Source organism: Sorangium sp. So ce834, assembly GCF_051521425.1.
GTDB classification, from domain to species: domain Bacteria; phylum Myxococcota_A; class Polyangia; order Polyangiales; family Polyangiaceae; genus Sorangium; species Sorangium cellulosum_D.
In genome coordinates, this window is record NZ_CP150351.1 from 1,989,978 (window position 1) to 2,016,225 (window position 26,248).

The 26,248-nt window shown below is 70.2% G+C and carries 18 protein-coding genes; 8 read left to right on the plus strand and 10 right to left on the minus strand.

The window, feature by feature from the left end; genetic code table 11:
• The first annotated feature begins 128 nt into the window (after positions 1 to 128).
• Positions 129 to 1,292 carry a DUF2169 domain-containing protein gene (locus WMF20_RS07140; protein ID WP_437611789.1) on the plus strand — a complete coding sequence of 388 codons (1,164 nt, stop codon included), beginning with the start codon at positions 129 to 131 and terminating at the stop codon, positions 1,290 to 1,292.
• Positions 1,293 to 1,347: 55 nt separating this feature from the next.
• On the opposite strand, the gene WMF20_RS07145 is transcribed toward WMF20_RS07140, so the two are convergent.
• From WMF20_RS07145 to WMF20_RS07165, 5 genes are all read right to left on the minus strand, one after another.
• Positions 1,348 to 2,109, minus strand: coding sequence for a hypothetical protein (locus WMF20_RS07145; protein WP_437611791.1), 762 nt, complete (start codon positions 2,107 to 2,109; stop codon positions 1,348 to 1,350).
• Positions 2,110 to 2,159: 50 nt separating this feature from the next.
• Positions 2,160 to 6,326, minus strand: coding sequence for a DUF6531 domain-containing protein (locus WMF20_RS07150; RefSeq protein ID WP_437611793.1), 4,167 nt, complete (start codon positions 6,324 to 6,326; stop codon positions 2,160 to 2,162).
• Between the two features lie 18 nt (positions 6,327 to 6,344).
• Positions 6,345 to 7,355: a DUF2169 domain-containing protein gene (locus WMF20_RS07155; RefSeq protein ID WP_437611795.1), complete on the minus strand. Its 1,011-nt coding sequence runs from the start codon at positions 7,353 to 7,355 to the stop codon at positions 6,345 to 6,347.
• A 35-nt stretch (positions 7,356 to 7,390) separates the two neighbouring features.
• Positions 7,391 to 9,811, minus strand: a complete 2,421-nt coding sequence (locus tag WMF20_RS07160; RefSeq protein WP_437611797.1) for a type VI secretion system Vgr family protein — start codon at positions 9,809 to 9,811, stop codon at positions 7,391 to 7,393.
• A 372-nt stretch (positions 9,812 to 10,183) separates the two neighbouring features.
• Positions 10,184 to 11,116, minus strand: coding sequence for a hypothetical protein (locus WMF20_RS07165; protein WP_437611799.1), 933 nt, complete (start codon positions 11,114 to 11,116; stop codon positions 10,184 to 10,186).
• Positions 11,117 to 11,775: 659 nt separating this feature from the next.
• Here WMF20_RS07165 and WMF20_RS07170 point away from each other — a divergent pair.
• Together WMF20_RS07170 and WMF20_RS07175 are read left to right on the plus strand one after the other, a co-directional pair.
• Complete coding sequence (locus WMF20_RS07170; protein ID WP_437611801.1) at positions 11,776 to 12,645, plus strand: Uma2 family endonuclease; 870 nt, start codon at positions 11,776 to 11,778, stop codon at positions 12,643 to 12,645.
• Positions 12,642 to 12,878: a hypothetical protein gene (locus WMF20_RS07175; protein WP_437611803.1), complete on the plus strand. Its 237-nt coding sequence runs from the start codon at positions 12,642 to 12,644 to the stop codon at positions 12,876 to 12,878. Before WMF20_RS07170 ends, WMF20_RS07175 begins: the two co-directional genes overlap by 4 nt.
• Positions 12,879 to 13,159: 281 nt before the next feature.
• On the opposite strand, the gene WMF20_RS07180 is transcribed toward WMF20_RS07175, so the two are convergent.
• Positions 13,160 to 16,459, minus strand: coding sequence for a S8 family serine peptidase (locus tag WMF20_RS07180; RefSeq protein WP_437611805.1), 3,300 nt, complete (start codon positions 16,457 to 16,459; stop codon positions 13,160 to 13,162).
• A 404-nt stretch (positions 16,460 to 16,863) separates the two neighbouring features.
• On the opposite strand from WMF20_RS07180, the gene WMF20_RS07185 reads away from it, so the two are divergent.
• A complete protein-coding gene (locus WMF20_RS07185; RefSeq protein ID WP_129573637.1) occupies positions 16,864 to 17,334 on the plus strand; it encodes an NUDIX hydrolase in 471 nt (156 codons plus the stop codon).
• 101 nt (positions 17,335 to 17,435) lie between these two features.
• Here the strand turns inward: WMF20_RS07185 and WMF20_RS07190 are convergent, their stop codons facing one another.
• Positions 17,436 to 17,960, minus strand: coding sequence for a hypothetical protein (locus WMF20_RS07190; protein WP_437611807.1), 525 nt, complete (start codon positions 17,958 to 17,960; stop codon positions 17,436 to 17,438).
• A 383-nt stretch (positions 17,961 to 18,343) separates the two neighbouring features.
• Here WMF20_RS07190 and WMF20_RS07195 point away from each other — a divergent pair, with 383 nt between their 5' ends.
• Positions 18,344 to 18,487 carry a hypothetical protein gene (locus tag WMF20_RS07195; RefSeq protein ID WP_437611809.1) on the plus strand — a complete coding sequence of 48 codons (144 nt, stop codon included), beginning with the start codon at positions 18,344 to 18,346 and terminating at the stop codon, positions 18,485 to 18,487.
• Between the two features lie 281 nt (positions 18,488 to 18,768).
• On the opposite strand, the gene WMF20_RS07200 is transcribed toward WMF20_RS07195, so the two are convergent.
• Complete coding sequence (locus WMF20_RS07200) at positions 18,769 to 19,833, minus strand: inositol-3-phosphate synthase (protein ID WP_408022423.1); 1,065 nt, start codon at positions 19,831 to 19,833, stop codon at positions 18,769 to 18,771.
• Positions 19,834 to 21,553: 1,720 nt separating this feature from the next.
• Here WMF20_RS07200 and WMF20_RS07205 point away from each other — a divergent pair.
• Complete coding sequence (locus tag WMF20_RS07205; RefSeq protein WP_437611811.1) at positions 21,554 to 22,690, plus strand: cupin domain-containing protein; 1,137 nt, start codon at positions 21,554 to 21,556, stop codon at positions 22,688 to 22,690.
• 185 nt (positions 22,691 to 22,875) lie between these two features.
• Here WMF20_RS07205 and mdh read toward each other — a convergent pair whose 3' ends face one another.
• Complete coding sequence (gene mdh, locus WMF20_RS07210) at positions 22,876 to 23,817, minus strand: malate dehydrogenase (RefSeq protein WP_129573640.1); 942 nt, start codon at positions 23,815 to 23,817, stop codon at positions 22,876 to 22,878.
• 130 nt (positions 23,818 to 23,947) lie between these two features.
• Here mdh and WMF20_RS07215 point away from each other — a divergent pair, with 130 nt between their 5' ends.
• Positions 23,948 to 24,910 carry a phosphoribosylaminoimidazolesuccinocarboxamide synthase gene (locus tag WMF20_RS07215; protein WP_437611813.1) on the plus strand — a complete coding sequence of 321 codons (963 nt, stop codon included), beginning with the start codon at positions 23,948 to 23,950 and terminating at the stop codon, positions 24,908 to 24,910.
• A 62-nt stretch (positions 24,911 to 24,972) separates the two neighbouring features.
• Positions 24,973 to 25,221, plus strand: coding sequence for a phosphoribosylformylglycinamidine synthase subunit PurS (purS, locus tag WMF20_RS07220; protein ID WP_020733510.1), 249 nt, complete (start codon positions 24,973 to 24,975; stop codon positions 25,219 to 25,221).
• A gap of 36 nt (positions 25,222 to 25,257) precedes the next feature.
• Here purS and WMF20_RS07225 read toward each other — a convergent pair whose 3' ends face one another.
• The gene (locus WMF20_RS07225) at positions 25,258 to 26,181 is read right to left on the minus strand and encodes a hypothetical protein (protein WP_437611815.1); all 924 of its coding nucleotides are present in this window, start codon (positions 26,179 to 26,181) and stop codon (positions 25,258 to 25,260) included.
• Positions 26,182 to 26,248: the final 67 nt, after the last annotated feature.

The window sequence follows — 26,248 nt, forward strand, 5'->3', positions numbered from 1 at the left end:
GCAGGGCCGGGCGCCGCGCGTGGCTCGGCGCGGGCGCCGCGGCTCAGCGCGTGCGCGCGCCGGTCCTCGCCCTTGCGCGCGCGCGTGGGCGGAGATACCCGTCGAAACGCGAGCCTGCAAGGAGCCCGATGAGCGCAGAGGCCTCCCCGCGTGCGACCCAGACCGTGCGGTGCGCGAAGAGCCACGACGGCAAGGTGTGGATGGTCTGCGTGGCCAAGCGCACCTACTCCTTCGCGGGCGGCCGGGTGACGCTCGCGGACGAGCAGGCGCCGGTCGTCATCGACCCCGACATCGAGACCGACCAGCACGACCGCTACCGCGCGCTGCGCGACGACACGGACCTGTTCCCGCCGAAGCCGGCCACCGACGTGGTGGTGACCGGCCGGGCGCACGCGCCGGGCAAGGTGCGCGAGCTCATGGTCGGCGTGGCCGCGGGGCGGAGCGCGCGCGTGCTGCGGGTGCTCGGCGAGCGCCGGGTGGAGGTGACGCTCGAGGGGCAGGTGCGCTTCCCGGATCCGGCGCCGTTCGAGAGCGTGCCGCTGTCGTGGGACCTGGCCTACGGCGGCTACGACGCATACGCCCACGACGAGCTCGACCCGCCCGAGCGCCGCAAGGGGCGGCGGGTCGAGCCCTCGCCGCGCGAGGAGGGCGTCTTCGCCTACCCGCGGAACAAGGTCGGGCGGGGGTATTTCCTCGACGTCGACCGGGACCGGGCGGACGGCGAGCTCCTGCCGCAGATCGAGGACCCGGGGGATCCGCTCGCGGCGTCGCGCTTCTTCGTGCAGGCGCCGCGGGCGTGGCTCGACGCGCCGGCCTCCGGCGGGCTCGGCTGGGTGGCGCACACCTGGTATCCGCGGATCATGCGGGGGCTCGGCGCCTTCCTGGAGCACGATCCGCCGGCGAAGCCGATCCGGGAGATGGCGTTCGCGGACGGGGCGGACCTCGGGGGGCCGTTCCGCAAGAACGAGGTGCTGCCGCGGTTCGTGCAGGGCGCGGCGCCGGGGCTGGCCGCCGAGCGGCTGCGGGGCGACGAGCTCGTGATCCTGAAGTACCTGGTGCAGGGGCAGCCGGAGGTGCAGCTCGCGCTCCCCGGGGAGGCGCCGGGCCTGTCGGTGCGCCCGCCGGGGGCGCCGAAGATCTTCACGCCGGAGGCGGTGCTGCAGACCGTTCGCATCGACGGGGAGCGGCGGACGGTGTCGCTGACGTGGTGCGGGGCGGTCCGGCTCCTCGCGCCGCTCGGGGAGGAGCAGCTCGCGGAGACGAAGCTCGGGGTGACGTGGGGGCGGTGGTGATCGCGCGGGCCGCCGGGGGGGATCCTGCTGTCGCCCGCGGCCCCCTCGCCCCGCCTCACCCGCTGCGCGCGTCCGGCGGATAGAAGGGCAAGGTGTCAGGGGGCGGCTCCGGCACCCGGAGGCCGAAGACCGCGCCGATCCGGCGCGATCCGCCGTACAGAAAGCCTGAGCCGACATCCTCGAAGCCCTGGATCCGCTGCACGAACAGGGCGCTGTCCGGGCGCGCGCAGCGCGTGCCCCGGTCCCTCGCGCCCCTCACGATCGCATCGATGGCTTCAGCGAAGGCGGCGCCGTCGGCGCGATGCACCGGTTCGAGCAGCGAGTAGCACCCTAACTCCAGCCCTTCGAGGGCGGGCAGCGCCTCCCGGCGCTCGCCCACCGCAGCCAAGTGGAGCTTCAGATCGGCGAGCGTCTCCGCGTGTCCCGGGACCCCGCGTGTCCCGGATTGCTCGGCGAGCAACGCAGACCCCGCCTCGATGAGCCGCGCTCGCCTCGCGGCGTCGTCCGGGAAGACGAGCTGGATTTGCATGCACTCGGTAAGATGGATCGCCCGCATGATTGTGCTCTCTGCGTCGCGCGGGGCGGCGAGGGCCTCATTGACGTATCCGTCCGCTGCTTTCGCGATCTCGTCCCACGGTGCGGCAGCGCAGAACAGCGTCATCATCATGCCTCGAGCGCACGTCAACCGTTCGAGCGGCCGCTCCGCCGCCGCGCCTCTCCCGTACCAGTAGCCGACGAGCACCGCCGCGTCGCTCCGGCTGAGCCGCTCCCACCTCGGGGCACCGAACCGGTCCAGCGATCGAAGCACGTATTTCATCGTTCCGCCCTCCTGCAGCAAGCGGCGCGCTGCCGCGCGACGGCGGCCGCTCAGTCCCAGAATTTCTTGAACACCTTGATGGCCGACGGGTCGATACCGCCCTTGATGAGGACCTCCTCTGCCTTGATCGCGTTCCTCAGGTCGAGCGCGGTCCCCTCTCGCTTGACCGCCTGGAGCACGTTGTTGTGGTCGACGACAGTGCTGCCGGTCTCCCTGAGCGCCTTGACGTCGATCTCGACCAGCACGGGGCTGCCCCCTTGATAATGGCTGGTCCCGGCCGGCGTCTCGGACGCCGAGATGTACTTCGTCGGCTTCCCGGCCACATGATCGCCGATGGAACCTCCGGTGCCCTTTGGCATGATCCGCTCTCCACGCAAGAACGCGTCGTAATCGTCGGCGCTCAGCGCGCGGTAGATCGTGCCATCGCAGAGCTTGAGACCCAGCGGATCGACGGTCGTGACCGGGGAAGCGTTGAAGGCGAAGAGCGATCCCCCGCTGGCGAACCCCAGCGGATCCGGGCTCAGCCACCGGGCCAGCTCGGCGTCGAAGTAACGGAACCTCGTGACGCAGAGCCCCGTCTCCTCGTCCGCGTACTGTCCGAGCAGCCGGAACGGAGACTCCACCGGGCGCCGGCGCTCCGGCGCCTGGTGGATCGCGGCCACGGACCCCCAGGCGGAGTGGGCCGCGGACCACGCCACCCTGCCCTCCGCATCGATGAGCTCCCTCGGCGTGCCCACGTGGTCGGTCACGTAGACGAAGACCTCGCCCTGCTCGGCTTGCAGGAGCGGCACGAGCGAGTCGGGCTCGTGGACGAAGCAGCGGTAGCCGCCCTCGCTGCGGATATCCGCGGCCAGCGCGTCACCGTCCCACAGGAACTCGACCACATGGCTCTCACGGGGGTCGTCGGCGCGGACCTCCTTGCGCACCCGCCGTCCGAAGGCATCGTAGGTGAACGAGATGCTCTTTCCCGAAGGCAACCTGATCTCGCGCAGCCGATCGCGGCAGTCCCAGCGGTACTCCGTCCGCGCGCGCTCGTCCTGAGCCTCGCCGGCGGTCTCGGTCCGTGCGATCCTGCGAGACCGCCCGTCGTAGGCGTATTCGGCGCGATCGGTGCGTTGCACCGTGTCGCCGCGAGCGATCTCCCAGGGCGGCTCCGCCTCATCGGCCTCGCCGGCCTCCAGCGCCCGCAAGACCTTCTGGACGGCGCCGACCGCATCGTAGGTGAAGACCTCGCGGCCTCGCGCGCTGCGCGCCTCGATCAGCTCGTCGATGGATCCGTGGCGATACGCGGTGGCTCCCCACCGAGCGTCATTGACCAGCTGCACCCGCCCGAGCGCGTCATATTGCCAGAGCCGCCGCATCGCCATCGTGGCCGCCTCGGCGCCGGGTGAGCGCAGATCGAGCCGTTGCTCGACGATCCGGTCCATCGCGTCGTATTCGCTTCGGAGCGAGAAGCGACCCCCCAGCTCACCTCGCGCGATCTCGCGCCCAACTGCATCGCGCTCGAAGGCGATCCTGCGCCCGGCGTGCTCGACGGCGGACAGCCGCCCGAGCGCGTCGTACGCATACCGTGTCGCCTCTCCCGTCGGCATGATGCGCGCGACGCGCCTGCCAGAGGCGTCGAGGTGATACCCGATCCGGCGCTCCCCCTGCGTCTCGGCGACCACGCGCCCGAGGCGATCGCGCTCCAGGCGCGTCACCACGGTCTGCCCGTCTTGCTCCAGCACCGCGCCCAGCAGGCGCCCCAACCGGTCGCGCTGGTACGTGACAGGACCGTCCGTGGATTGCTCGACGACGAGGCCGCCGAGCGCATCGTACGAGAAAGCGCGGAAGCTGCCGTCCGGATAGCTCACCCGCTCCAGGCGTCCGGCCGCCGAGTAGCGGTAGGAGAGCGCGCGCCCGTCGAACGCCGCCTCGCGCGTCAGGCGGCCTGCCTCGTCATAAGCGAGATCGTAGATCTCCCCCTTCGGATTCACGATCCTGCGCAGCGACTCGCCTGCGCTGTAGGCGAACCTCCACGTGCTCCCGTCGGGTTGCGTGATCTTGGTGAGCACGCCGGTGCCGGCGTGCTCCATCTCCACGACGCGCCCGAGCGCGTCCGTGCTCCTGCTCAGGTTGCCCAGCGGATCGTAAGCCGCGTGCCGCGCCGTGCCATCGGGTCGCATGACCATGACCGGCTGTCCGAGCCGATCGTACTGGACCCGGGTGCTCCGGCCCAGCGGATCCACGCTGCGCGTCGGGCGACCGAGCGCGTCGGGCTCGTAGCGCGTCTTCCCGCCATAGGCGTTGATCTCCTCGACGAGGTCGTGGCGGATATCGTAAGCATACTCAACCAGGTTGCGCTGCCCTTGCGCGATGGCGCGCAGGTGGCCACGGCCGTCGTAAGCCAGCGCGTACCGGAGCTCGGACGGGTAGGTGATCTCGACGAGCGATCCCTTCCTGTCGTACCGGTATCGTGTCGCGAGCCCGTCGGGCCCGACGTGCAGTACGGGCAGGTCGTCCTGGTACTGCCATTGCGTGACGTTCCCCGCAGGGTCGATCTGTCGGGTCTTGTTGCCCTGCGCGTCGTACTCGAACCGCGTCGCCTCTCCAGCCCCGTTGATCTCGGCGGCGATGTACTGATCCTCGTCATACTCCCACGCGCGGAGGAGTAGCCCGTCGGGCGTCTCCTCCCGGACGACGAGCCCGTCTTCGTTCCAGTAGAGCAGCCGAGGCTCGTCATTACCGCTGAGGCGGGTGATCCGCCTCTCCAGATCGGCCTCGATGGCGACCGTGTGCAGCCCGCCGTCCCCCCAGGTCCTCGTGCATCGGCCGGTCTCTTCATCGTAAGCGTAATAGAAGCTCACGCCGTTCTTCAGCGTGGTCTTGACCATCCGGTGGTCTTCATCGTACTCGTAGCGCTCCGCGTGGCCGATCGCGTCGGTGGCGCTCGCGAGCTCACCCATCTTGGAATAGGCATAATCGACCCACTGCTCGAGGCGACCGCCTGCCCACACCTCCAGGCGCGCGATGCGGGCGCCGTGGGTTAGCTTGACCCGGATCTCTCGGCCCGCGGTGTCGACGATCCGCTGGAGCCGGCTCCCCGTGTACTCGAGCGCGATGGTGTTGCCATGGGCGTCGCTGATCGAGCGAAGGAGCGCCTTCTCTCCTGATTCCGCCGGTGCGAAGCGGCGCGTCAGCCGGGTCTCGTGGCTGTACACGGTGAACCCGCCGTCCTCGAGCGCGGTGAGCGTGAGCCGGTCCGGCCGGTGGAACGCGCTCGATCCGGGCGCCTGCAGCCGAAAATAGACGTCGCGGCCCTCCTCGTCGCGGAGGACGAGGCCGTCTTCGGTCCGCTCGATCCACTGCTCGAAGCTGTGCGTCCAACCCCCGCGCCCGAGGGAGGTCCGCTCGAGCGCCCTGTCGGACGCGTAACGGCGCTCCCACGCGAGCGGAATCGCGCCGGGAAGCTTGATGTCCAGCTTGGCGTCGATCACCCGGCCAGACGTCGTATCGACCGGGTGACCGGTGACGCGGCACTTCAGGTTTTTCAAGGCCGACGCCGCCTTGCCCTTGAGCGCGCGCGCCCCCTTCCCGAGGGCCTTCCCCGCCTTCCCCATCTGCTTTGTCGCCGCCCGCAGCCCCTTGCCGACGAGGTCCTTCCCCTTCTTGAACAGCGGCTTCAGCACCTTGCCGCCGAATTTCAGCAGCAGCCCGCCCGCGATCTTGGCCGCCCCCTCGAACAGCAGGTCGAGCACCAGGTCGATCGCCAGCGTCACCGCCCCCATCGCGAAGTCCCCGAAGGTCGGCGTCGTCTGCACCGTCCCCGGGTTGAGCACCAGCGAGGTCGGCCACCGGCCGATGTCCCAGCAGTCCGCGTTGAGCGACACCGGCCCGCCGATCACGCAGCAGGTCGCCTTCTCCCCGCAGATCTCCACCGCGCCGCGCGGCAGCCAGCACTTGTGCGAGCCGAACAGGATGTGGAGCGGCGTCAGCGCGTCCAGCGGATCCGGGATGATCCCGAGGTGCGGCCAGAGGAACTTGGGCTCGTGCTGGTGCGTCACCGAGGGCACGCCGTTGAACAGCACCGTCGGCTGCTGCCTGTCCCCCAGCGTGAAGGGGTGCAAGAGCACGAGCTTCAAGAACTTCATCGGCGCCGGCGGGAAGATGTGGAACCCCTGGTGCATCTCCAGGCCCACGATCAGCCAGCCATTGATGTCGTGGAAGTTGTGTGCCACGTCCGCCCCTCTCCTGCCTCACCCGCGCGGGAAGGCCTCGGTCGCCTCGAGCCGCGCCCGCCGGTGCTCCAGCTGCACAAGGCCGTAGCTCACGCTCGCCCGCCAGAGCAGCCGCACCTCGGCGGCCTCGGCGTCGATGTCGACCGCGTCGAGCGCCGGCACGAGCCGCTCGGACGCGCCGCCCACGGCCACCGTCACCGCGACGGGCGGCGCCGGCGCCTCGAACACCAGCGCCTCCCCGCCGGGCCGCATCCCGCCGAGCGCGATCCGCGTGCCGGGCGCGATCGCGTCGAACGTCGTCCGCGGCGCCGCTCGGCTCGCCAGCTTGCTCGCGCCGCTCTGGTCGAACTGCCGGTCGTGCCACACGTGCGCCGCGCGCAGGCCGCCCCAGAGCGGGTAGGGGGCGAAGCAGACCGGCTCGGGGCGGTCGTTCCAGCGCCGGATGAGCTGCTCCGGGTGCTCCAGCTGCGGCAGCGGCTGGTCCTGCGCGCGCGCCGCGTCGGTGATGAACCCCTTGCCCTCGAAGTTGTGCGGATACCCGCTCTCGTGCTCCGGGACGAACGCCTCGCCGCCGCCGTCGTCGTCGTCGAGCGACACCACCCGCGCCGCCTCCTGCACGACGCCGCCGTAGGCGTTCCGCCAGCTCATCTCGACCCGCTCGAACGCGAGCGGCGCGCTCGGCACGAGCCCTCCGCCGAGCGAGCGCTGCCAGACGCGCTGCCCGTACGCCACGATCGCCGCGTCGCGGTCGCCCACCCGGAGCACCGCCGTGGCCTCGCGCGCGCGCCCCTCCTTCGGGTAGACGAACCCCGTCGCGCACACCGACGATACGCTCTTCTGGAGCATCCCGTCGCGCGGGTACGGGAGCTCCGGGTCGAGCAGGAGCGGCCGCTGGGCGGCCGCGAGGGCGAGCCGGCCGCCGGCGATCCGGTACGTGATCGCGGCCAGGAAGATCGCCGTCACCCGGTCGTCCTGCTCCGCGTTCGGGAGCATCGCCGCGGGGAGCGGCGTGTCGTTCGAGAAGCGCATCGCGGCCGTCGGTCTCGTCAGTCCCGTCAGTCCCGTCAGTTCAGCTTGATGAGCCCCGCCGTCACCTGGACCATCCCGCCGCCGTCCATCTCGATCGGCGAGCCGTTCACGGTGACCTTGCCGCCCTTGATGGCGATCTCGCCGTCCTCGATGACCACCTGGCCGCCCTTGATCAGGATCTGGCCGCCCTTCAGCTCCAGCGTCGAGCCGTTCACGTCGAAGAGCGACGTGTCGACCTTCATCGTGCTCGACGCGTTCACGGCGAGGGTCGTCGACGTGAGCGCCTGCACCCCGTCGGCCTTGATCTCCTGCGACGGCGCCTCGATCTTCTGGCTCGCCGAGGACCTCAGCCCCTGAGGCCCGGTCGCGGCGACGGTCTGCTCGCCGCCGATGTTGATCTTCTGGCTCGCGGCGACGCTCACCTCGTGGGTGGCCAGGTACGACGTCGTCTGCGCCCCGGTCACGGTCACGCTCCGGGTCCCGGTGACCGTGAGCGCGTCGTTGCCGGTGACGTCGCCGGAGCGGTTGCCGGTGACCATCTCTTCCTGGTTCCCCGTGATGCTCGCGCTCTGGTTGCCGGTCACGGTGAGGGTCTGGTTCGCCGCGACGGAGATCGTCTGGTTCGCGCCGATGGTCACGTTCTGGTTCGCGCCGACGGTGGTCGACTCGTTCGCGCCGATGATCTCCGAGTTGTTCCCGCCGACCATGGTGCTGCGGTTCGCGCCGGTCGACTCGTTGCGGTTGCTGCCCACGGAAGAGCCGCTGTTCGCCGCCACCTGCTCGCTCCGGTCGTTGCCGACCTCGCTGTTCCAGTTCATCGGCGTGTGCAGCAGGATCTGCTGGCTGCCGGCGGTGTCGTCGAAGCGAAGCTCGTTGTGGGTGCCGCCGCCGGGGCTCGTCATCGTCTTGAAGGTGCTCTCCGTCGGCGCGCCGCCCGGCGGGCGGTTCTGGCCGTTGTAGACGCGGCCCACGACGATCGGCCGGTCCGGGTCGCCCTCCTCGAAGTCGACGATCACCTCCACGCCGACGCGCGGGTGGAACACCGCGCCCTCGCCCACGCCGGCGAACACCTGGTTCACGCGCACCCAGCACGAGGACGGCTCCTTCGCGAGCCGCTCGGCGTCCTGGTCCCAGTGGAACTTGACCCGCACGCAGCCGATCTCCGCGCCGGGCGGGCCGCCCACGTGGATCTCCGCGCCCTTCGCGCTCGGCTCCGCGGTGACGAACGCCGTCTGCGTCCCCTGCACGCGCGGCTTCGGCGTGACGCGCGCCGGCCGGAAGCGCGACTCGGCGACGCTCCCGTTCTTGCCGCGCCGCGCGCACTCGAACCGCGCCGTGAACGGCACGCCCTGCAGCGCGAAGCGCCCCGAGAGCTCCGGCGGCAGCGTGCCTTGCTGCTCGCCGCGCGACTCGACGCGGGTCACCAGGTACTCCCCGTCGTACCGCGCCGCCGGGTGGTCCAGCGCGAACACGCTGCCTGCGCCGAGCACCCGCGCGGTGCCCTCGGCGACGGCGTAGCTCGCCTCCACGGTCAGCCGATCGAGCTTCGCCTGGGCGAGCGGCCGCCCCTGATCGGGCGTGTCCGGGTAGCGCCCCGGGTACTCGTGGTCGACGAGGGCCTCGCCGTCCTCTTGGCCCGTCGTGGTGACGGCCATATCGAGCGCGGGCTTCTTCCAGTTGTAGTCGACCAGCGACACCTTCTTGGGCCGGAGGCGCGCCCCGAGCTTCATCGTCGCGATCTCGCGGCCGAGCACCCCCGGGCCGAGCGGGGCGAACGGGGCGAGGCGCGCCCTGCCGCCGTCGGCGTCGGCGAGGACGAGGAGGCACATCTTGTCGCCGTGCTCGAAGTGGTAGCTGATGCCCTCTTCCTCCAGGAGGCGCGACACGAACGCGAGGTCGCTCTCGTTGTACTGGACGCAGTAGGGCCGCGCGGCCACGTCGTCGATGCGGGAGGGGTCGGTCACCCGCCAGGCGTAGAGCTCCCTCGCCGCCTGGAACGTGAGCGCGTCGCCCCCGTCGGGCTCGACCGAGGCGCCGTCGTCGCGGTGCAGCGACGGGTCGCCCTGGAGCACGGCGTCGATGATCTGGCGCGTGGTCTTTTCGAGGAAGATCCGGCAGCGGGTGCGGTGCATCGAGCGCGCGAGCGGCGGCGAGAGCACCACGCGGTAGAGCATGCCGTCGTAGATGGGCGCGAGCTCTTCCGCCTCGGTGATGATGCCGTGCACCACGCGGTAGGCCGGCTCGGCGTGCGTGGCGAGGCGCAGGGTCGCCCGGGCCCCGACGAGCTCCTCGGGGTCCACGACCGGGGCCGGTTCGTGGGCGACGAGCGTGAGCTCGTAGCGGTGCAGGCTCGAGATCGCCTCGCTGCCGCGGAGCTCGACGACCTGCAGGTGTCGCCAGGGGCCAGCTCCCTCCGAGGCGCCCTCCCAGGCGAAGGCGAAATCGACGTCGTTCACGGCGCGGCTCTCCCGTTCGAGGTGAGCTCACCGTAGCCTGTCCGGCAGCCGGCTGGAACCGGGGGCAAAGTCACGGCGTTGCCGCTCGACGGGCCAACGTTGGCCCCGAGAGCGGCGACCTGGCACGTGGCTACCGGCCGCCGCCTCGCCATCCTCCTGCCTGCCCCGAGGGCTGGGCGGCCTTCACCCCCGATGGCCGTTACCGGAGCCCCACGCGAACGGTATGGCACCGACTGACGCCGCATGAGGGGCGCCGATCTGTCGACTGGCGAGCCGGCGGGCTCCGGATCACGCGCCGCAGGTCGCGCGCATGTCCGGGTCGTGCGCATGCTCTCTGGAAGAGAGCGTCGCTCTTTTGAGCGGGGCAGGCGCCTACTCCTGCGGCTCTCCGCGGCTCAGCTTCTTCGCGATCAACTCCCGCACCTCGGGCGGAATCGCCCGCAGGATCTCCTCGGGCGTGAGCCCCTCGAAGCGCTGCTCGGGCGTGAGCCCCTCGAAGCGCTGCTCGGGCGTGAGCCCCTCGAAGCGCTGCTCGGGCGTGAGCCCCTCGAGGCGCTGCTCGGGCGTCAGCTTCGCCAGGAGCCTCTCTGGCGGCAGCTGCGCGAGCATCTGCTCCAGCACCTCTTCGTAGCTATGGCGAGCCAGCTCGTAGTCCTTCATGGCCATGGTGCCTCGCTGCCTCCGGAACTGTTCGACTTGCTGGTACAGCGTATTGTACACCCGAGCTTCCTCCGGATCCAGCGGCAGGATCTGCCCCGCTCCCTTCAGGTACGCCCGGGAAAACATGTAGAGCAGATGCTCCGTGGGGCTTTGCCGGCAGGCCTCGCGTGCCTCCACGCCGTGGAGCAAGAGGCCGTTGAGCTCGCCCCGCCAGAGACCCCCGCCCACCGGCGCGAAGCTCCCGCGGTGGCGCTCGACCTGCCTGGCGAAACCCGCGGGAATGCGGTCGGCGATGACCATGAGGCACAGCTCGTCCGGGTCGAGCAGCTTGTGGTGCCGCATGTACAGGGCGCCGTAGGCGAGCAAGGTCAGCACGTCCTCGGGCTCCAGATCGTCGGTGGGGCCTTTGTGCTCGATGAGCGTGTGCTGCCGCAGGTGACCGAAGATGCTGTGGAGCTTGCGCGCGTCTCCAGCCGGTTGATCGGCCAGACGCAGGACAACGATGTCCACCCGGAGGGGCATGCGATTCAGCAGGAGCTCGGGATACAACCGCCAGCCGCTGGGCAAGTAAAATTCGAGGAGGGCGACCAGCATGGGGTGCCAGGCGGTGACCCCCTCTCGCGGAGGAACTTCGGGCTCGGTCATGACGCAGGAGGTGTCTAATTTGTGGCGGCGTTGTCGGCCAGGAGAAATCACGGCGAGCGTGCTCAAAAATGCGCAAAATTAGGTGCCGATTTGCGCATGGCGGGAAGAGGTAAGACGTAACGGTTCTGTCGGCGCGAGGAGCGCGCATCCTTTGCGACAGGCGATGATCGTGAGCGCCCAGATCGCGATTTGCGCACGATAGGAAGAGATAGAACGTAATGGCAGCGCTGGCGCGAGGAGCGCGCATCCTTTGCGACGGGGGCATGTGAGCGCTCGGCTCGTCCGGAGCTGCCTGCCGCGCCGGCCGAGAGGCTTCCGGGTGACGAAGCCTCGGTCGAGGAGATCCGCGCAGCCACGCGCGCGCTGCGCGGCAAACCGCGCCCTTCCGGCGGGGCCGGCGAGCCGCCCGCCACCGCCGCCCTCCGTAGCGCGCTCCGCGACATCGGGGCCCCGGACGTCAAGGTCCAGGTCGCCCGCGGCGAGGTCTCGCTCTCCGGGATCCCGCTCTCCGCCCTGGCAAAGACGCTGCGTGCCCTGGCGGCCGTGAAGGTTCCTCAGTAGCCCTCTCCAGGGCTCGTCGGCGCTGCTCCGCGCCGGAGGCGCTCCCGCCGGATCGAAAAACCGACCTCAGCGCCGGCGCCTCCCCGGAACAAGGAGGTATGAAACATCCCATGAGCGCGCCGCCTCGTTCCCCCGTGACCGCCGACCAGCTCCGCCCTGGCGATCCGTACGAGCTGTCCGAGGGACGCCTCGTCGAGTGCCTGCCGACCGGGCGGCGCGGCGGTCGGAGCAACCTGGTGGGCGGCGAGGTGCTGGACACGGATCCCGCGGTCGAGGCCGCCGGCGTGGACATCGGCATCTCGCCGAGGCCGGACATGCTGCGGGCGCCCGACCTCGTGGTGGGGAACATCCCCGACGAGCCCGGGTGGGCGACGGCGGCGCCGCCGCTCGCGGTCGAGTACGCGGACACGGGCCAGGACGAGGCGGAGCTGCAGCGCAAGATCGAGGAGCTGCTGGCGGCAGGGACGCGCTGGGTCTGGGTGGTGCGGCTGCACGGGACGCGGCGGGTCGAGGTGCATGAAGCAGCGCCCGACGCACCCGAGCGCGACGCGACGCCTGCGGCGCCAGCGCCGCTCTCGGCCCGCGCGACGCCTCCGCTGGCGCCCGCCGCGCGCGCGGCGGCGCGCGTCTGGCCGCAGGTGCGGCAGCCGGCGCGCGTCGCGGTCGCCGGCGAGACGCTCGAGGCGCCCGGGGTGCTCCGGAATGCGGTTCCGGTCGAGGCGCTCTATGACCGGAGCGCCGCGCACGAGGCGACCCTGCGCAACCTGCTGCAGCGCAAGGGGTACGACGGCCTCGACGCGGTGCGGGACGAGGGGCGCAGGCAGGGCCTGCGCGCCGCCGTGCGGGACCTGTGCGAGCTGCTCGGCATCGCGCTCTCCCCGGAGCGCGAGGCGTCGCTGGACGCGATGGACGAGGCCGCGCTAGGCGCGCTGCGCGAGCACCTGAAGCGCGATCGCCGCTGGCCGTGACGATGAACCAGGCCGAACCGGTCTTCACCTCCAGCGCCCGCGCCTCCGAGGCCATCGATCCCGAGCTCGTAGCTCTTGTCGAAGCCGAAGATCTGGGCACACCCGAGCCCGAGCACCGCAATGACGCATCCGCCGGTACACCGCGCAAAAGCCAGCATGCTGTTCAGGGTCATGACACCGCTCTCCGAGATGCATCAATAAGTCGCGACGTCGACGCCGCGCGCGCAATGTGAAGCGCCGCGGCCGCGACGCGAGCTGCCGCGGCAAAGCTCCGAGACAGCGTGTGACGGCACCTCTCCAGGCCAACCCCGCCGAGCCGAAGCAGCTCGGCGATGCTGGGCGAGGGGCTCCCACATGAGATGCCGATATGAGGCGCATTCCGCCATCGGCCGCGGACGACTCCCTTCCCACGTGTGCCAACGAAGTATCTCCAACATGGCAAATATCATACGAAGATTTGCGAGACTACCCGTTTCACCTCGGAAGAGCGCGCGGGGCTCTTCGGGCTGCCGTATCAGCACACCTGCCAGATCGTCACGGTGCGCGTCGCCGGCGCCGATCGGTTTCCCCCGGAGTCGATCGCCTGCAGCGTGATCCTGTGCGTGTCGCCGAAGCATTCCCCCGAGTACAGCCGCGCGACCACGCTGCTCCCCGTCCCGAGATCCGCCGGCTGGTCGCTCGTCCGGTCCGTGGTCCAGACCAGGCTCTCGCCGCTCAGCGGGCCGTCCTCGAGGTCCATCGCCGAGCCGACCAGCGTCACGTCCTTGAACCACCTGGATCGCTCGTTGTCGTAGCCGTCCCACGATTCGAGCTCCAGATCTCCGGCGGGCGTCACGATGCTCGCGGCGGGCGGGTCGTCCGTGCAGGTCCTCGCGGAGATGAGCACGCTGTCGAGCGGCGCCGGGTCGTCGTAAGCGAGGAGCTCCACGCGAGAGGCCCCCTCCGCGAACGACGTCGTGAGAGATCTGCCCGTCCCGTGGCTCGCGCCGTTCGCGCGCCACCGGATCCGCGCGTCCGGCACGACCACCGAGCCGAACCCCGGAAACTGGACCTCGGCCGTCAAGGTCATCTCCTCGTTCGCGCAGACCTCCACCGCGCTCGCCGGCTGGGTGATGCGCCCGATGGGCCGCGCCGGGACCGGCGCGGAGGCGGTGACCTTGTAGACGTTGTCTTCGCCCATCGCCGCCCGCACGGCGAACTCGACGCGCTCTCCCGCCTCGGCGACGAGGCGGTACGTGCGCTGCGTCGGCGAGGCGCTGACCGCCATCAGCCGGCCCTCGGCGATCGTCACATGACCGTAGGTGGTCGCGTCGGGCATCTCCAGCGTCACCGTGACCTCCTGCGGCACGGCCGGGAAGGCCGGCAGCTGCAGCCGGTAAAAGTCGACGTCGGGGGTCGCGGTCATCGGTAGGTCGGCCGGCAAGGTCAGGATGGTCCCGCTGACCGATCGCCCGAAGGGCAGCGGCGTCGCCGTCTCGGCGGTGTCGTTCCGCGCGAGGAGCTCGCTGAAGTTCAGCGACGCATCGGAGAACCCCATGGCGGCCACGTCCGGCACGTCGGCCGCGGCCATGACCGCGGCGAGCGGGTTCACCAGCTTGCGGCGCCGATCGGGCTGGTCGGCATAGCCGAGCGCCGCGAGCTCGGCGTTGCTGAACGTGTTGTCCGGCGACAGCAAGATCTCCTTGATGCGCGCGACGATCCGGGCGCGCTCCGCCGCGCTGAGGCCCTCGGATCGCGGGTTCAGGCGGCGATTCGCCGCCTGCATGTTGGCGATGACGCCGGCGATGAACGGGGCGGCGGCGCTCGTGCCGCCGAGCTCGCGGCGCACCCGCGGAGCGTCGATGTCGTCGACGCCCTCGGGCGCGAGGTACGCCGTGCGGATGGGGGCCCAGATGTCGACGCGGTCTCCGTAGAACTCCGCGTTGTCGAGCCCCGCACCGACGGCGCCCGCCACGATCGTCTCCGGGATCATGGCGGGGACGATGCCCCAGCGCTCCGTCCTCGGGTCGCGCAGGTCGACGAGGTCGCGCACCACCGCGGGGAGCGAGCCGCGCGACAGCGCGTTGCCGGCGATCGTCACGACGGGCACGCCCGCGGCGGCCGCGCTGCGGACGCCGGCGCTGATCGGGCCCTTCAGGTCGCCGAACGAGAGCGTCGCGACGCAGGCCGCGGTGGCGACGGCGGCCGAGCCCACCGCGGCGGCGCACGCGATCGCGCCGACGATCGGGATCGCGCTGGCCGCCGCGCACGTGGCCGCCGCGGCGGCGTGCGCTCCCGCCGTGACGACGCCGCAGATCCCGAGGCGGCCTTCCGGCGCGCAGATGTCGACGTCGGGGCCGAGGTTCGTGAGGATCCGGCACGGATACCCGCCGCTGATGTTCACGACCGAGGCCCCCTGGGACACGGCGAGCCGGACGCCGCGCCCGATCTCGAACGCATACGCGGCCGCGTCGTATTTGTAGAGCATCGGGACGGCGACCTGGCCCGCCACGCCCGCCGCGCCGATGCCGTTGTTCACCTTCGCGCCGATCGCCGCGACCACGCCGGTCCCGTGCCACGATCGCTTGCCGAAGAAGCTGTTGCCGACGGTCGGAGGCCCCCACGCGGCCCCGGGCCCGCAGCGCTCGCCGCCGAACCAGCCCGCGGTCATGTCGCACGCGACGAGAGCGCCGCGGTCCGGCCATCGGAGATCGTCCGTCGGCGCGAACCCCGTGTCGAGGACGGCGACGTTGATCCGCTCCTCGTCAATCTCCCACAGCGCGTTGAACGCCCACACCGCCGGCACGTTCTCCACGCAAGGCCGGCTCGCGTCCCCCGGCACGCACGGGAGCGGGCTGCCTCGCGCCGGCGTCATCTTCATCGAGTGCGTGAGGTGCCCCTCCTCCGTCGCCGAGATGACGGGCGCTCCCTGCAGCTGCAAGCGCGGGTTCACCCCGACGAGGTAGCCGTCGAGCTGCAGCTTCATGGCGAGCGAGGCGATCTGCAGCGCGCCGGCGTCGCTGGCGTACAGCGGATCGTCCTCCCCGAGCAGCGCCCGCAGCGCGGTCGCGTCCGAGGCCCGCTCGCCGCTCGGGTCGACCTCGACGAGCACCGCGTCGCGGCCCCCCTCCTCGTCGCTCTCGAGCGTCGCCTTGACGCTCCCGCCGGTGTCTCTCAGGAACGCCTCGAGCTCGTCGCCGTCGGCTGGGTAGAGGATGAGCTCCCGCGTGGCGATCTGCACGGGCAGCCCTCCCCTGGGGAGCAGGGTGCCGTTCGGCTTCGCGCCTGCGCGGCCCTCGTCGTCGCTCATCGCGACGCCGGCGTCGACGGTCGGCGCTGCCGCCGCGGGGTCCGCGAGCAAGGCGAAGTCGAAGACCACGTCCTCCTCGAGCGCGCCCTGCGGCGCCCGCGTCCTGTCGACGAAGTACTGCGCATAGAACAACTTTCCGGGTTGCGCGCTGAGCACGCCGTCGTTGAGCGCGCCGCCCCCGTCGGCCTGGACGCGCAGGGGGGCCGTCGAGGCGAAGCCGGCGCGCGCGGCGACGAGCTCGAGGAGCTCCACGTCGCCCGTCTCCGGTGAGGCGAGGGCGATCGTCAGCGGCCCGGGGCCGAGGTCGACGCCCCCCGGGTCGAGCGTCGCCGACAGCGCGTCGCCCGCATCGTACACGACGCGGTCGAGGCGCAGCGCGAGCCTCGGCGGCCTCTCGACCGGGGAGAACGTCGCCTCGCTCGGCGGGCTCGGCGCTTCGCCGCGGCGCTCGCCGCCTCCGGAGCTGCAGGCCGCGACGGCCCCGCACGCCAGCGACATCCACCTGAAACACGGGCGCTTGAGCATGGATTCCTCCTCATCCGGTGAGCTCGGCATTCGGGGAGAGCGCAGAGAGGCGCCGGGGCGTCCGCGAGGGCGACCGGCGGCGACGCGGGCCGGCGCCGCGTCGACATGGCGGCTCCCGCGATGCGCTTGCCGACGCGGCGCTCCGCGCACGGCGTCGAGCCGTGCGCCGATCTCTCCGTTACAGGCGGTAGGAGCAAACGCGGTGCCGTCCGCCCGTGCTTCGATTTCACGGCCGCCGTCGTCTCGAGCGCGACGGCGGCGCCTAGAACCTCGCCTCGCGCAACATCTGCGTCGAGGGCGAGCGCCTCCGCGGGGCAGCGGCCCGTCTCCGCGCCGTCCTGCGCCGCCGCGCGTTCCTCTTATTTTGAGCGGCGCTTCCGGATAAGCTGTCGATCGGAGCGAACATGTCCCGCACGGCCATTCCGACCTGGTGCTTCGCCGTGGTGCTGGTGAGGCTCCAGCAGCGCTTCCTCCTGGTGCACGAGCGCAAGCACGGCCAGCTCTGGTATCTGCCGGCGGGCCGCGTCGAGCCCGGGGAGACGTTCGCCGAGGCGGCGCGGCGCGAGGCGCTGGAGGAGACGGGCGTCCCGGTGGAGCTGGAGGGCATCCTGCGCGTCGAGCACAGCCCGAGCCGCTACGAGTCGCGCTTCCGGGTCATCTTCCTCGCGCGCCCTGCGGACGGCACGCCGCCGAAGAGCCAGCCGGACGAGCACTCGCTCGAGGCGCGGTGGGTCACGTTGAAGGAGCTCCGGGCCTTGCCGCTGCGCGGCCCCGACGCGGAGTGGTTCTGCGCCGACGTGCTGGCCGGGGCGCAGGTGTTCCCTTTGTCGCTGCTCGGGGCCGAGGGGGAGCCTCTCCTCGTGAGCGGGCGGTGAACGGGCGCGCGTCGAAAGGCCGCTGAGCCGGCGCCCCTTGCGCCGCTGCGTCCGCGCTCTTTCGCGGGGGCGGCTCCTCGGGGCGGCGCGCCTGCGCCTGATCACCCGATGCGGCCCGCGGATCTCCACTGCGCGAAGCAGCGCCCGGTGAGCGCCTCGAGCTCGTCGAGGAGCGCGGGCTCTCTCGTCTTGAAGTTGAAGCACGATTTGCCCTGCATGCGCTTCTTGAGCTCCGGGCTGATCCCGCCGAGCAGCTCGGGGTTCGTGTAGACCGGCATGAGGTAGAAGCTCGTGTAGGCCCGTCCTGCCCGCGCCGCGCCGAAGAAGAGCGGCTTTCCGTTCGGCGCCGTCGTGCGCGTGTCGAGGTAGTAGTTGTCGGGCGTGTCGTGCACGACCACGAGATCGCGCGCGTGCCGCTGGAGGATGCTCCGCAGCGCCTCGAAGGCGCCGTTGCCGCCGCCGCCGCGCACGTCGTTCGCGGCCTTCGCGGCGCCGGCGGTCTTTGCGGTCTTCGCGGCGCCGGCGGTCTTTGCGCTCTTCGCGGTCTTCGCGGCGCCGGCGGTCTTTGCGGTCTTTGCGGTCTTCGCGGCGCCGGTCGTCTCCGTCATCCTCTTCGTCGTAGCCACGCTGGGACCTCCTGTGCTGAGCGTACACAGCGTGCTGGGTGGCTGCCTATCTGCTCGCGCCTGGACCGTGCCGCCCCGGTTCGTCTCCTCCCTGCTTCTGCGGAGCGGTTGGGCGCAGGGCGCGCAGCTGGCCGAGCGGCATGGAGGGAGTGGATGCTGGAGACCTATGGTCCTCACTCCTCCGGCCGGTGCTGACCGGGCGCAGGTGTTTCCCCTCTGTGCCAACGTCGGGTGAGACAAGCTACCCTGGAAATCTGTGGCGAGAGGGCGGAGAATGGACCTGACCCGTGCCGAAGCCTTCGCATCTCCGATCCGTCGATCCTAGCTCCGCCCCAGCGGCGCAGGGCGCTGCTCCCCGCCCGAGTGGCGCCGCCGTCGAGAGCGTGCCGAAGCCGGCCAAGTGGCGGAAGTTCTCGGCGGCGGAGAAGCTGCGCATCGTTCGCGAGGCGGCCGCGTGCACCCAGCGCGGGGACATCGAGGCGTTGCTGCGCCGCGAGGGCATCTACAGCTCCCTCCTGGCGGCGTGACGCAAGCAGCTCGCCCTCCACGGCAGCGAGGCTCTCGCGGAGCGCAAGCCCGGTCGGCCCGAACCGGGCGCCACGCCCACCGCCGTGCCGCAGCCGCCCCGACCTCGACCGCTCGGGCCCCAGCGCCGGAACGCGCCCCTCGGCGCGATCCACTCATAGGATTCTCGTCCGGCCTGTCTCAAACCTGTTGGCGTTCTCCGTTCCATGAGCGCCGTTCGGGGCGGAGCGGGAGCCTCTGCTCGTGCGCCCAAGCCGGAGCGGGAGAAGCGTCGGAGGAGGGATCATCCGCGGATGAAGTCCTCGACCATGTCATGCGCCGCGTCGTCCGCGAACTGCTTGGCGGGCGATTTCATGAAATAGGCCGATGGTGCCTCGAGCAGCCCGGAGATGCCGCGGTCCAGAGCCAGCTTGCAGCAGCGGATGGCGTCGATGACCACCCCGGCGGAATTGGGGCTGTCCCACACCTCGAGCTTCAGCTCTGCGTTTAGGGGCACGTTACCGAACGTGGTGCCTTCCATCCGGATGTAGCACCACTTGCGATCCGTGAGCCAGGGCACGTAGTCCGATGGCCCCACGTGGACCTGGTCGGGCGGTAGATCGAAGCCGAGCTGCGAGGTGACCGCGGATGTCTTCGAGATCTTCTTCGACTCCAGGCGCTCGCGCTCGAGCATGTTGAGGAAATCGGTGTTACCGCCGAAATTGAGCTGGTACGTCCGATCGAGCTTGACCCCGCGCTCGCGGAAGAGGCGCGTGAGGACGCGGTGAACGATGGTCGCGCCGACCTGAGACTTGATGTCGTCGCCGATGATCGGCAGCCCGGCGTCCGCGAAGCGCCGGGGCCAGTAGCCGTGCTCGTCGCGCGCGATGAACACCGGGATACAGTTGACGAAGCCGCACCCGGCCGCGAGGAGCTGCTCCACATACCACTTGGTCGCCTCCTCGGAGCCGACCGGCAGGTAATTCACGACAACATGGGTGTTGGTGCTCTTTAGGATCTTGACGATATCCTCGGTGCCCCCGCTGGACTTCTTGATGATCTGCGAGAGGTACTTGCCGATCCCATCGTGGGTCATGCCGCGCGCGACGCGCACGCCTTGATGCGGGACGTCGGAGAACTTCACGGTGTTGTTAGGGTAGGTGAAAATTGCTTCGGAGAGATCCTTCCCGACCTTGTTGGCGTCGATGTCGATGGCGGCGACGAACTTGATGTCCCGGACGTGGTAGCCGCCTAGGTTGACGTGCATCAGGCCGGGGACGAACTGATCTTCTTCGGCATTCTCGTAGAAATATCGTCCCTGGACCAGGGACGACGCGCAGTTGCCCACGCCCACGATCGCGACATTGATCGGGCCCTTGCCGTGCGTCGGCTCCTCTGCAGGTGGGGTGTTCTTGGCTGCAGGTGGGGTGTTCTTGGCTCGGCTTCCGCTGGTCCTCTTTCCCTTCATGTCCTTATCCCTCTTATTGGGTTGGGAGAAAAGCTCGTTCTTTGGCTTGCCGAGGACGCTGCATACGGCATCGATGAACTGTCTGCTGGGCTCCTTGGTGCCGGATTTGACCTGCGAGAGGTAGCTCGCGCTGACGTCGTAGCCGCGTGCGCGGAGCTGGGACAAGAGCCAGCGCTGCTTCTGCCCGCGCTCCTCCAGCATCTCGAAGACCCTGTGCCTGATCGTCTGTATCGCTCGACTCACCAGTCACTCCGGATCGGTTAATTTTTATGCACCCTAATGTGCTCGCGTTGCGAATCAAGTTAAATTTCATTTACTTCCCACTTGTCGGCGGACCCATCCATCGGCGGCCCGGGGACCAGCGCGCTCGCTGGACGCACGGCGTCCTCTGCGCGACGGTTTGAACGGAACGTCCTAGACGAGCGGTCGCGCCCGGCGCACCTATAGCGTCGATCAGGTCGATCTTTTGATAATCCAGGGTGCTCCGGTGGAATGCTCGACGGCCTCGCCGGACGATGAGCTCGTCCGCGTCCGGAGGCGCACGGATGGGACGATGGTCACGGCCGGTAGAGCTGTCGCGCCGGGATCTGTAGAGCTCAGTAAAAATGATCCCGGTGCGAGAGCAAAACTGCCCCCCTCCTCACGAGGTGGGGGGAGCTTTACGGACGCACGGGGGAAAATTGACTGTCGCTTGGCAGGAGCAGTCGCTGATGAAGCGGTTGACCCGCGTGAGAGTACTGTTCGTCTTTCTCAGGCGGCGTACCTGCCTCGGAGCTGGGCCGAGGGTTAGCGACTCCTTCGCCACCTGTCGTCTCGCCATCGCCCGCGTGCTGACCCGCTGGCTGCCCCGGTGACCCAGCTGCCACCATCGACACGCCGAGCGCCCCAGGCTCCAGTCCCTCCGGCTGTGACACAGTAGTGTTAGAGCCGCGTGACACGGTGGAGCTCGCTCCCCAGGAGTGTGGCGTGCCCCCTCCGAGTCAGCTGCACCCAAGTCGCTTCGGGACGAGGTCGGGCGCTATCCAGCGCTGATGAAAATCTGTAGCGCAGGCTCCGACGGCTGCGGCAGACCGGCCAGAGCGTGACGTGCTCCGGCAGCGGACAGCCGTAGAGCATGCGATCGATCACATCGCGGCGAGGATCATAAAGAAGAGCGCGCGCGACGTCGTCGTCAGGAGGAATCGGTTCGTCATCCGCCGCGCAGCAGCGACCTCGAATCTCAACTGCCTGGGTGTGACCACGCCCGCGTTCCCGGCGTCCGCCCGAGAAGATCTGCCGTAAAGTGGGCATCCTCCTGCTTCTGACGCTCAGCATCAAGGGCGGGCTCGGCGTCGACTGGAGCGACCCGAAACAGAGGGCGCCGGCCATTCAGATCCTGGGGCGCCTCGTGATGGGACACGAGCGTGGTGCGCTCGGCCAAGCGTTCGCCTTCGGCACGCGGACCCACCTCCGAACGCGAGCACTCCAGCGAAGAGGCGGAATCGTGGTTGAAAAGAATTTACAGGCTCTCTTCCTTCTCTTGGCCTCCGACTTTCACCTTCGCACCTGTGTACCGTCTGGACACGAGCGATCAAGCCGTGCAGAGTCACCACACCACGAAGTCGTCCGGAGGACAGTGTCGATGCGCGTAGTCAACACAGCCAGCATCCCCGCGATCGAGTCTCTCAAAGCGGATGAGCGCACCCTGCTGGGGCTTTTCAGGGATATCCGGAAACACGAGGAGCTCTCGGCTTTCCTGCCCGAGGCGTGCCGCCTCTCCCTGAGATGGGTGCGCCTCGCCTGGGGTCAGCCGATCAAGCCTCGTCAGCTCCCCGGCAAAGGCATGATCGTCGTCACCGACGGTTCGGGCGAGATCATCGGAGGCTCGGTCCGGAGGGTCCAGGCGGGAGACGTCGTGCTGGTGCCTCCCGGCGGGCTGCAGGGGCTCGTGGGCGGGGCGCCGGACGGGCTCTCCGCGATATCCATCCACTTCGAGGGAGAGGACGCCCGCTGGGACACGCCGTGCCTGTGCGCGGCGGTCGCCCCGGGCGGCGCTCCCTCGGATCGATTGGAGTCTCCTCTGGATCGCCTCGTCGAGGAGAACGAGGCCCACGCGCGGGAGTTCGCCGGCAGCCCCCTCATGCAGCTCATCGGCTCCGAGCGCGCGCTCGGCGATGACGTGAAGCGACGGATGCTCGGCGCGCTCCAGATCTGGTCGAACGCCTTCCAGAAGGTCCTGTGTGCCAGGGTCGTGTTCGAGTCGCACCCCGCCGCGATCAAGATCGCCGAGCGTCATCTGGCCGAGGAGGTCGGTCACAACCGGCGGCTCGCCCGGATGCACGGCCCGTCGTCCTCGCCGTCCTGGGACCGGGGCATCGCCGCGGCGTCGTCCTGGTTCATCGAGCGGATGGGCTCGGCGTCCACCGAGGAGCGGACCGTCCTCATCCACTTCGTCATCGAGCGCTGCGCCGACATCCTCCTCAGCGCGGCCCAGCGGATCTTCCCCGACTCGGACTATTTCGCCACGCACGCCGAGGTGGACGCGGAGCACTTCAGGCTCGGGGTCGAGCTCCTGAAGAGCCTCCCCGGCCTGGACATCGCCCCGCTCCGGGGCGCGCTGATCGAGGGCTGGCAGATGATGAACCTGATCTGCCAGCGCATCAGCGACATCGCCGAGCGCGGCTGCCACGCGACGGCGGAGCTCCCGGCGCCCGACGTCGTCGCCGGCGCCTCACCGCGCGGGCTCGAGGCGCTCTCGATGGCTCCCGCCGCGGAGTGAGCCGCGGAGATCTCGGATGGCGTGAGGAGAAGATCTGCCGGAGCGAGGAGGAGAGAGGAGCCACAGAGGCATAGAGAACACAGAGGGAAGGGATGAGAGCTCTTCTCTCATCGATGTCCTTCGCGCCCTCTGCGCTCTCCGCGGTTTCTCCTCGTTCGTGTGCCCGGGATCGCCCGGGACCGGCGTCAGCTCGCGGCCTTCACCACGTCGGTGATGCCCTGGACGCTCTTCGCGCTCTTCGCGAGCATCTCTTTCTCTTCCGCGGTCAGCGGCAGCTCGACGATCTTCTCGACGCCCTTGCCGCCGATGACGACCGGGACGCCCATGTAGATGTCCTTGTAGCCGTATTCGCCGTCGAGGTACGCCGCGGCGGGGAGCAGCCGCTTCTGGTCGAGCAGGTAGCTCTCGGCCATCACGACGGCGCTCGACGCGGGCGCGTAGTAGGCGCTCGTCCCCATGAGCTGCACGATCTCGCCGCCGCCCTTGCGGGTCCTCGCGATGAGCGCGTCGAGCTTCTCCTTGCTGATGAACTCGGTTGCGCGCACGCCGTTGATCGTGCACGCCGACGGGATGGGCACCATGTCGTCGCCGTGGCCGCCGAGGACCATCGCGCGCACGTCCTTCACGGACACGTTCGCCTCGCGCGCCAGGAACAGCTGGAAGCGCGCGCTGTCGAGCACGCCCGCCATGCCGAGCACGCGCTCGCGCGGGAAGCCCGTGCGGCGCTTGAACTCGTAGACCATCGCGTCGATCGGGTTCGAGATGACGATCACCAGCGCGTTCGGGCAGTGCTGCTTCGCGCCGTCCGCCACGCTGCGGATGATCGGCAGGTTCGTCGCGACGAGGTCGTCGCGGCTCTGGCCCGGCTTGCGCGGGATGCCGGCCGTGATGATGAGGACGTCGGCCCCGGCGCAGTCGGCCCAGTCCGAGGTCCCCTTGATGGACGCGTCGTAGCCGAGCACGGCGCCGTTCTGCTCGAGGTCGAGCGCCTTGCCTTTCGCGAAGTCGGTCTTCTGGGGGATGTCGAAGAGCACGACGTCCCCGAGCTCCTTGCGCGCGATGAGGGCCGCGAGCTCCCCGCCGATGTTCCCGGCGCCGATGAGGGCGATCTTCTTTCGGTTTGCCATGGGCGGCCCCTTTACCACCCCCCCGGCCGGAGACCAACGGGGGTCCCGGCCGGGGCGCGGGGGAAGGAACTCGGCCGGGGCCTTCGGAAACCTGTCGACTCGGCCCGCGAGGCCGGGTAAGCCGCGCCCCATGGTCACCGAGGACGATCTGCGCACCGCGCTCGGCCGGGTGCTCGAGCGCACCTCGCTCGCGGGCCCCTTCGCCCGCTACGAGGGCAAGGTGCGGGACTGCTACACGACGCCGGACGGCCGGCGCCTGCTCGTCGTCACCGACCGCATCAGCGCCTTCGACCGCGTGCTCGGCACGCTGCCGCTGAAGGGGCAGGTGCTGAACCGGCTCTCCTCGTTCTGGTTCGAGCGCACGCGGGGCGTCGCGCCGAACCACATGATCTCCCAGCCCGACCCGAACGTCCTCGAGGCGATCGAGTGCACGCCGCTGCCGGTCGAGATGGTGGTGCGCGCCTACGTGACGGGCGTGACCTCGACCAGCATCTGGACGCACTACGCGCGCGGCGAGCGCGTCTTCTGCGGCCACCGGCTCCCCGACGGCCTCCGCAAGAACGAGCGCCTGCCGCGGCCCATCCTGACGCCGAGCACCAAGGCGCCGAAGGGCGGGCACGATCTCTCCGCCTCGCGCGAAGAGATCCTCGCCCTCGGGACGATCGCGCCGGGCGACTTCGACGCCGCCGCCGAGATGGCGCTCGCGCTCTTCGAGCACGGCGCCCGCTTCTGCGCGGACCAGGGGCTGATCCTCGTCGACACCAAGTACGAGTTCGGCAAGGACCGGAGCGGGAACATCGTCGTCATCGACGAGATCCACACCCCCGACTCGTCCCGCTTCTGGTTCGCCTCGTCCTACGACGAGCGCTTCGCGGCCGGCCAGGACCCGGAGTCCTTCGACAAGGAGTACGTGCGCCGCTGGCTCGCCGCGCGCGGCTTCCAGGGCGACGGGCCGATCCCGCCGATCCCCGACGAGGTCCGGATCGAGGCGTCGCGCCGCTACATCGAGGCGTTCGAGCGGATCACCGGCGCGGCGTTCGTCCCCGACCTCGAGGACCCGGCCGTGCGCATCCCGCGCAACCTGGGAGTGTAGGTGGGCGCGGCCTCGCCCGTGCCCGTGCTAGCGTCGCGCAGAGAGCGCTTGGAGCAAAGCCAGTGAAAGCCGTCGTCACCGTCCGACTGAAGAAAGAGGTCCTCGATCCCCAGGGCGACGCCGTGAAGCGCGCCCTCACCTCGCTCGGGTTCCCGGGCGTGAAGGGCGTGCGCGTGGGCAAGATCATCGAGATCGAGCTCGACCCCTCCCTCGGCAGCGCGCCCGATCTCGAGGCGCGGCTGAAGAAGATGGCGGACGAGATGCTGGCGAACACGGTCATCGAGGACTACGAGGTCACGCTCGCGCCGTAGCCCGCCGCAGCCGCGCGGCGCGGCCGCGGGCGGCGCTCACGCCTCGGGCGCGACGAGCTTCTTCGCCCAGAGGATCGCGTCCTTGCGGGCGCGGCCGACGACGAGGTGGCGCGCCAGCACGGCCGAGCGGCGGAAGCCGTTCGCGAGCAGGGCGGCGCACAGCTCCTGGTCGTCGGCGGGGGCGAAGGTGAACGTGCTGACGGCCTTCTCCTCGACGAGGCGTTCGCACAGGGCGCCGATGGCCGCCGTCGTGGCGAGCCGCTCCGACTCGTGGCGCGGCGAGGTGAGGATCTCGAGGAACGAGTTCCCGAAGCACGACTGCATCTCCCACGCCGCGTGGAGGGTGAAGCCGCCCCGCGCGGACAGCGCGTAGCCCGTCCGCACGGCGTCTCGCCCGAACGGCTCGAAGCCCGTGAGCGCCCGCCCGGCCCGCTGCGCCGCCGCGACCGCGCGCCGCAGCTCGGCGGCGCTCGCCGGCGCGATCTTGATCGCGGGCATCGGCCGCCCCTCGCCTTCCCGGAGCAGCCGCCTCGCGCGGGCGATCGTGCGCTCCGCGAGCAGGACCGCCGGCGAGCCCGCCCTGTCCTCGCCCTCGGCGCCCTCGTCGTCGTCGCTCTCCTCGCGGAGCTGCGGGGACATCTGGGACACGACCGCCCCGAGGATCCACGCGTCGCTGCGCTTGTAGAAGCCGGGGATCGAGCCTTCCCGGACGAACCCCAGGCGGGTCCAGGTCGGCACCTCGTCGCGCTCGACCAGGGTGAAGATCTTCTCGACCCCCTCGCGCTTGGCGGCCGACAGGACGAAGTTCCGCTTCGACGGCGTCGGCCCCGCCCGGAAGTCGATGATGCGGAGCGTCCGGTGCCGTCGGTTGACCAGGAGACAGAGCGAAACAGCGTCGTTCCGGAACAGGAGCTCGTCGACACCGCTGCTCGACGTCGAAGACAAGTTTCTTGCTGCCATACCCCTCGTGCTCGGCGCAGGCGTGATGCCTCAGGTCACGCGGTCATTGCAGAAATGCAAATTGCAA

Excerpts from the sequence above, each read along its gene's own strand:
- WMF20_RS07145 (WP_437611791.1), bottom strand. The coding sequence starts at position 2,109 with ATGAAATACGTGCTTCGATCGCTGGACCGGTTCGGTGCCCCGAGGTGG.
- WMF20_RS07170 (WP_437611801.1), top strand. The coding sequence starts at position 11,776 with ATGAAACATCCCATGAGCGCGCCGCCTCGTTCCCCCGTGACCGCCGAC.
- WMF20_RS07180 (WP_437611805.1), bottom strand. The coding sequence starts at position 16,459 with ATGCTCAAGCGCCCGTGTTTCAGGTGGATGTCGCTGGCGTGCGGGGCC.
- WMF20_RS07205 (WP_437611811.1), top strand. The coding sequence starts at position 21,554 with ATGCGCGTAGTCAACACAGCCAGCATCCCCGCGATCGAGTCTCTCAAA.
- WMF20_RS07140 (WP_437611789.1), top strand. The coding sequence starts at position 129 with ATGAGCGCAGAGGCCTCCCCGCGTGCGACCCAGACCGTGCGGTGCGCG.
- WMF20_RS07155 (WP_437611795.1), bottom strand. The coding sequence starts at position 7,355 with ATGCGCTTCTCGAACGACACGCCGCTCCCCGCGGCGATGCTCCCGAAC.
- WMF20_RS07165 (WP_437611799.1), bottom strand. The coding sequence starts at position 11,116 with ATGACCGAGCCCGAAGTTCCTCCGCGAGAGGGGGTCACCGCCTGGCAC.
- WMF20_RS07225 (WP_437611815.1), bottom strand. The coding sequence starts at position 26,181 with ATGGCAGCAAGAAACTTGTCTTCGACGTCGAGCAGCGGTGTCGACGAG.
- mdh (WP_129573640.1), bottom strand. The coding sequence starts at position 23,817 with ATGGCAAACCGAAAGAAGATCGCCCTCATCGGCGCCGGGAACATCGGC.
- WMF20_RS07215 (WP_437611813.1), top strand. The coding sequence starts at position 23,948 with ATGGTCACCGAGGACGATCTGCGCACCGCGCTCGGCCGGGTGCTCGAG.
- WMF20_RS07185 (WP_129573637.1), top strand. The coding sequence starts at position 16,864 with ATGTCCCGCACGGCCATTCCGACCTGGTGCTTCGCCGTGGTGCTGGTG.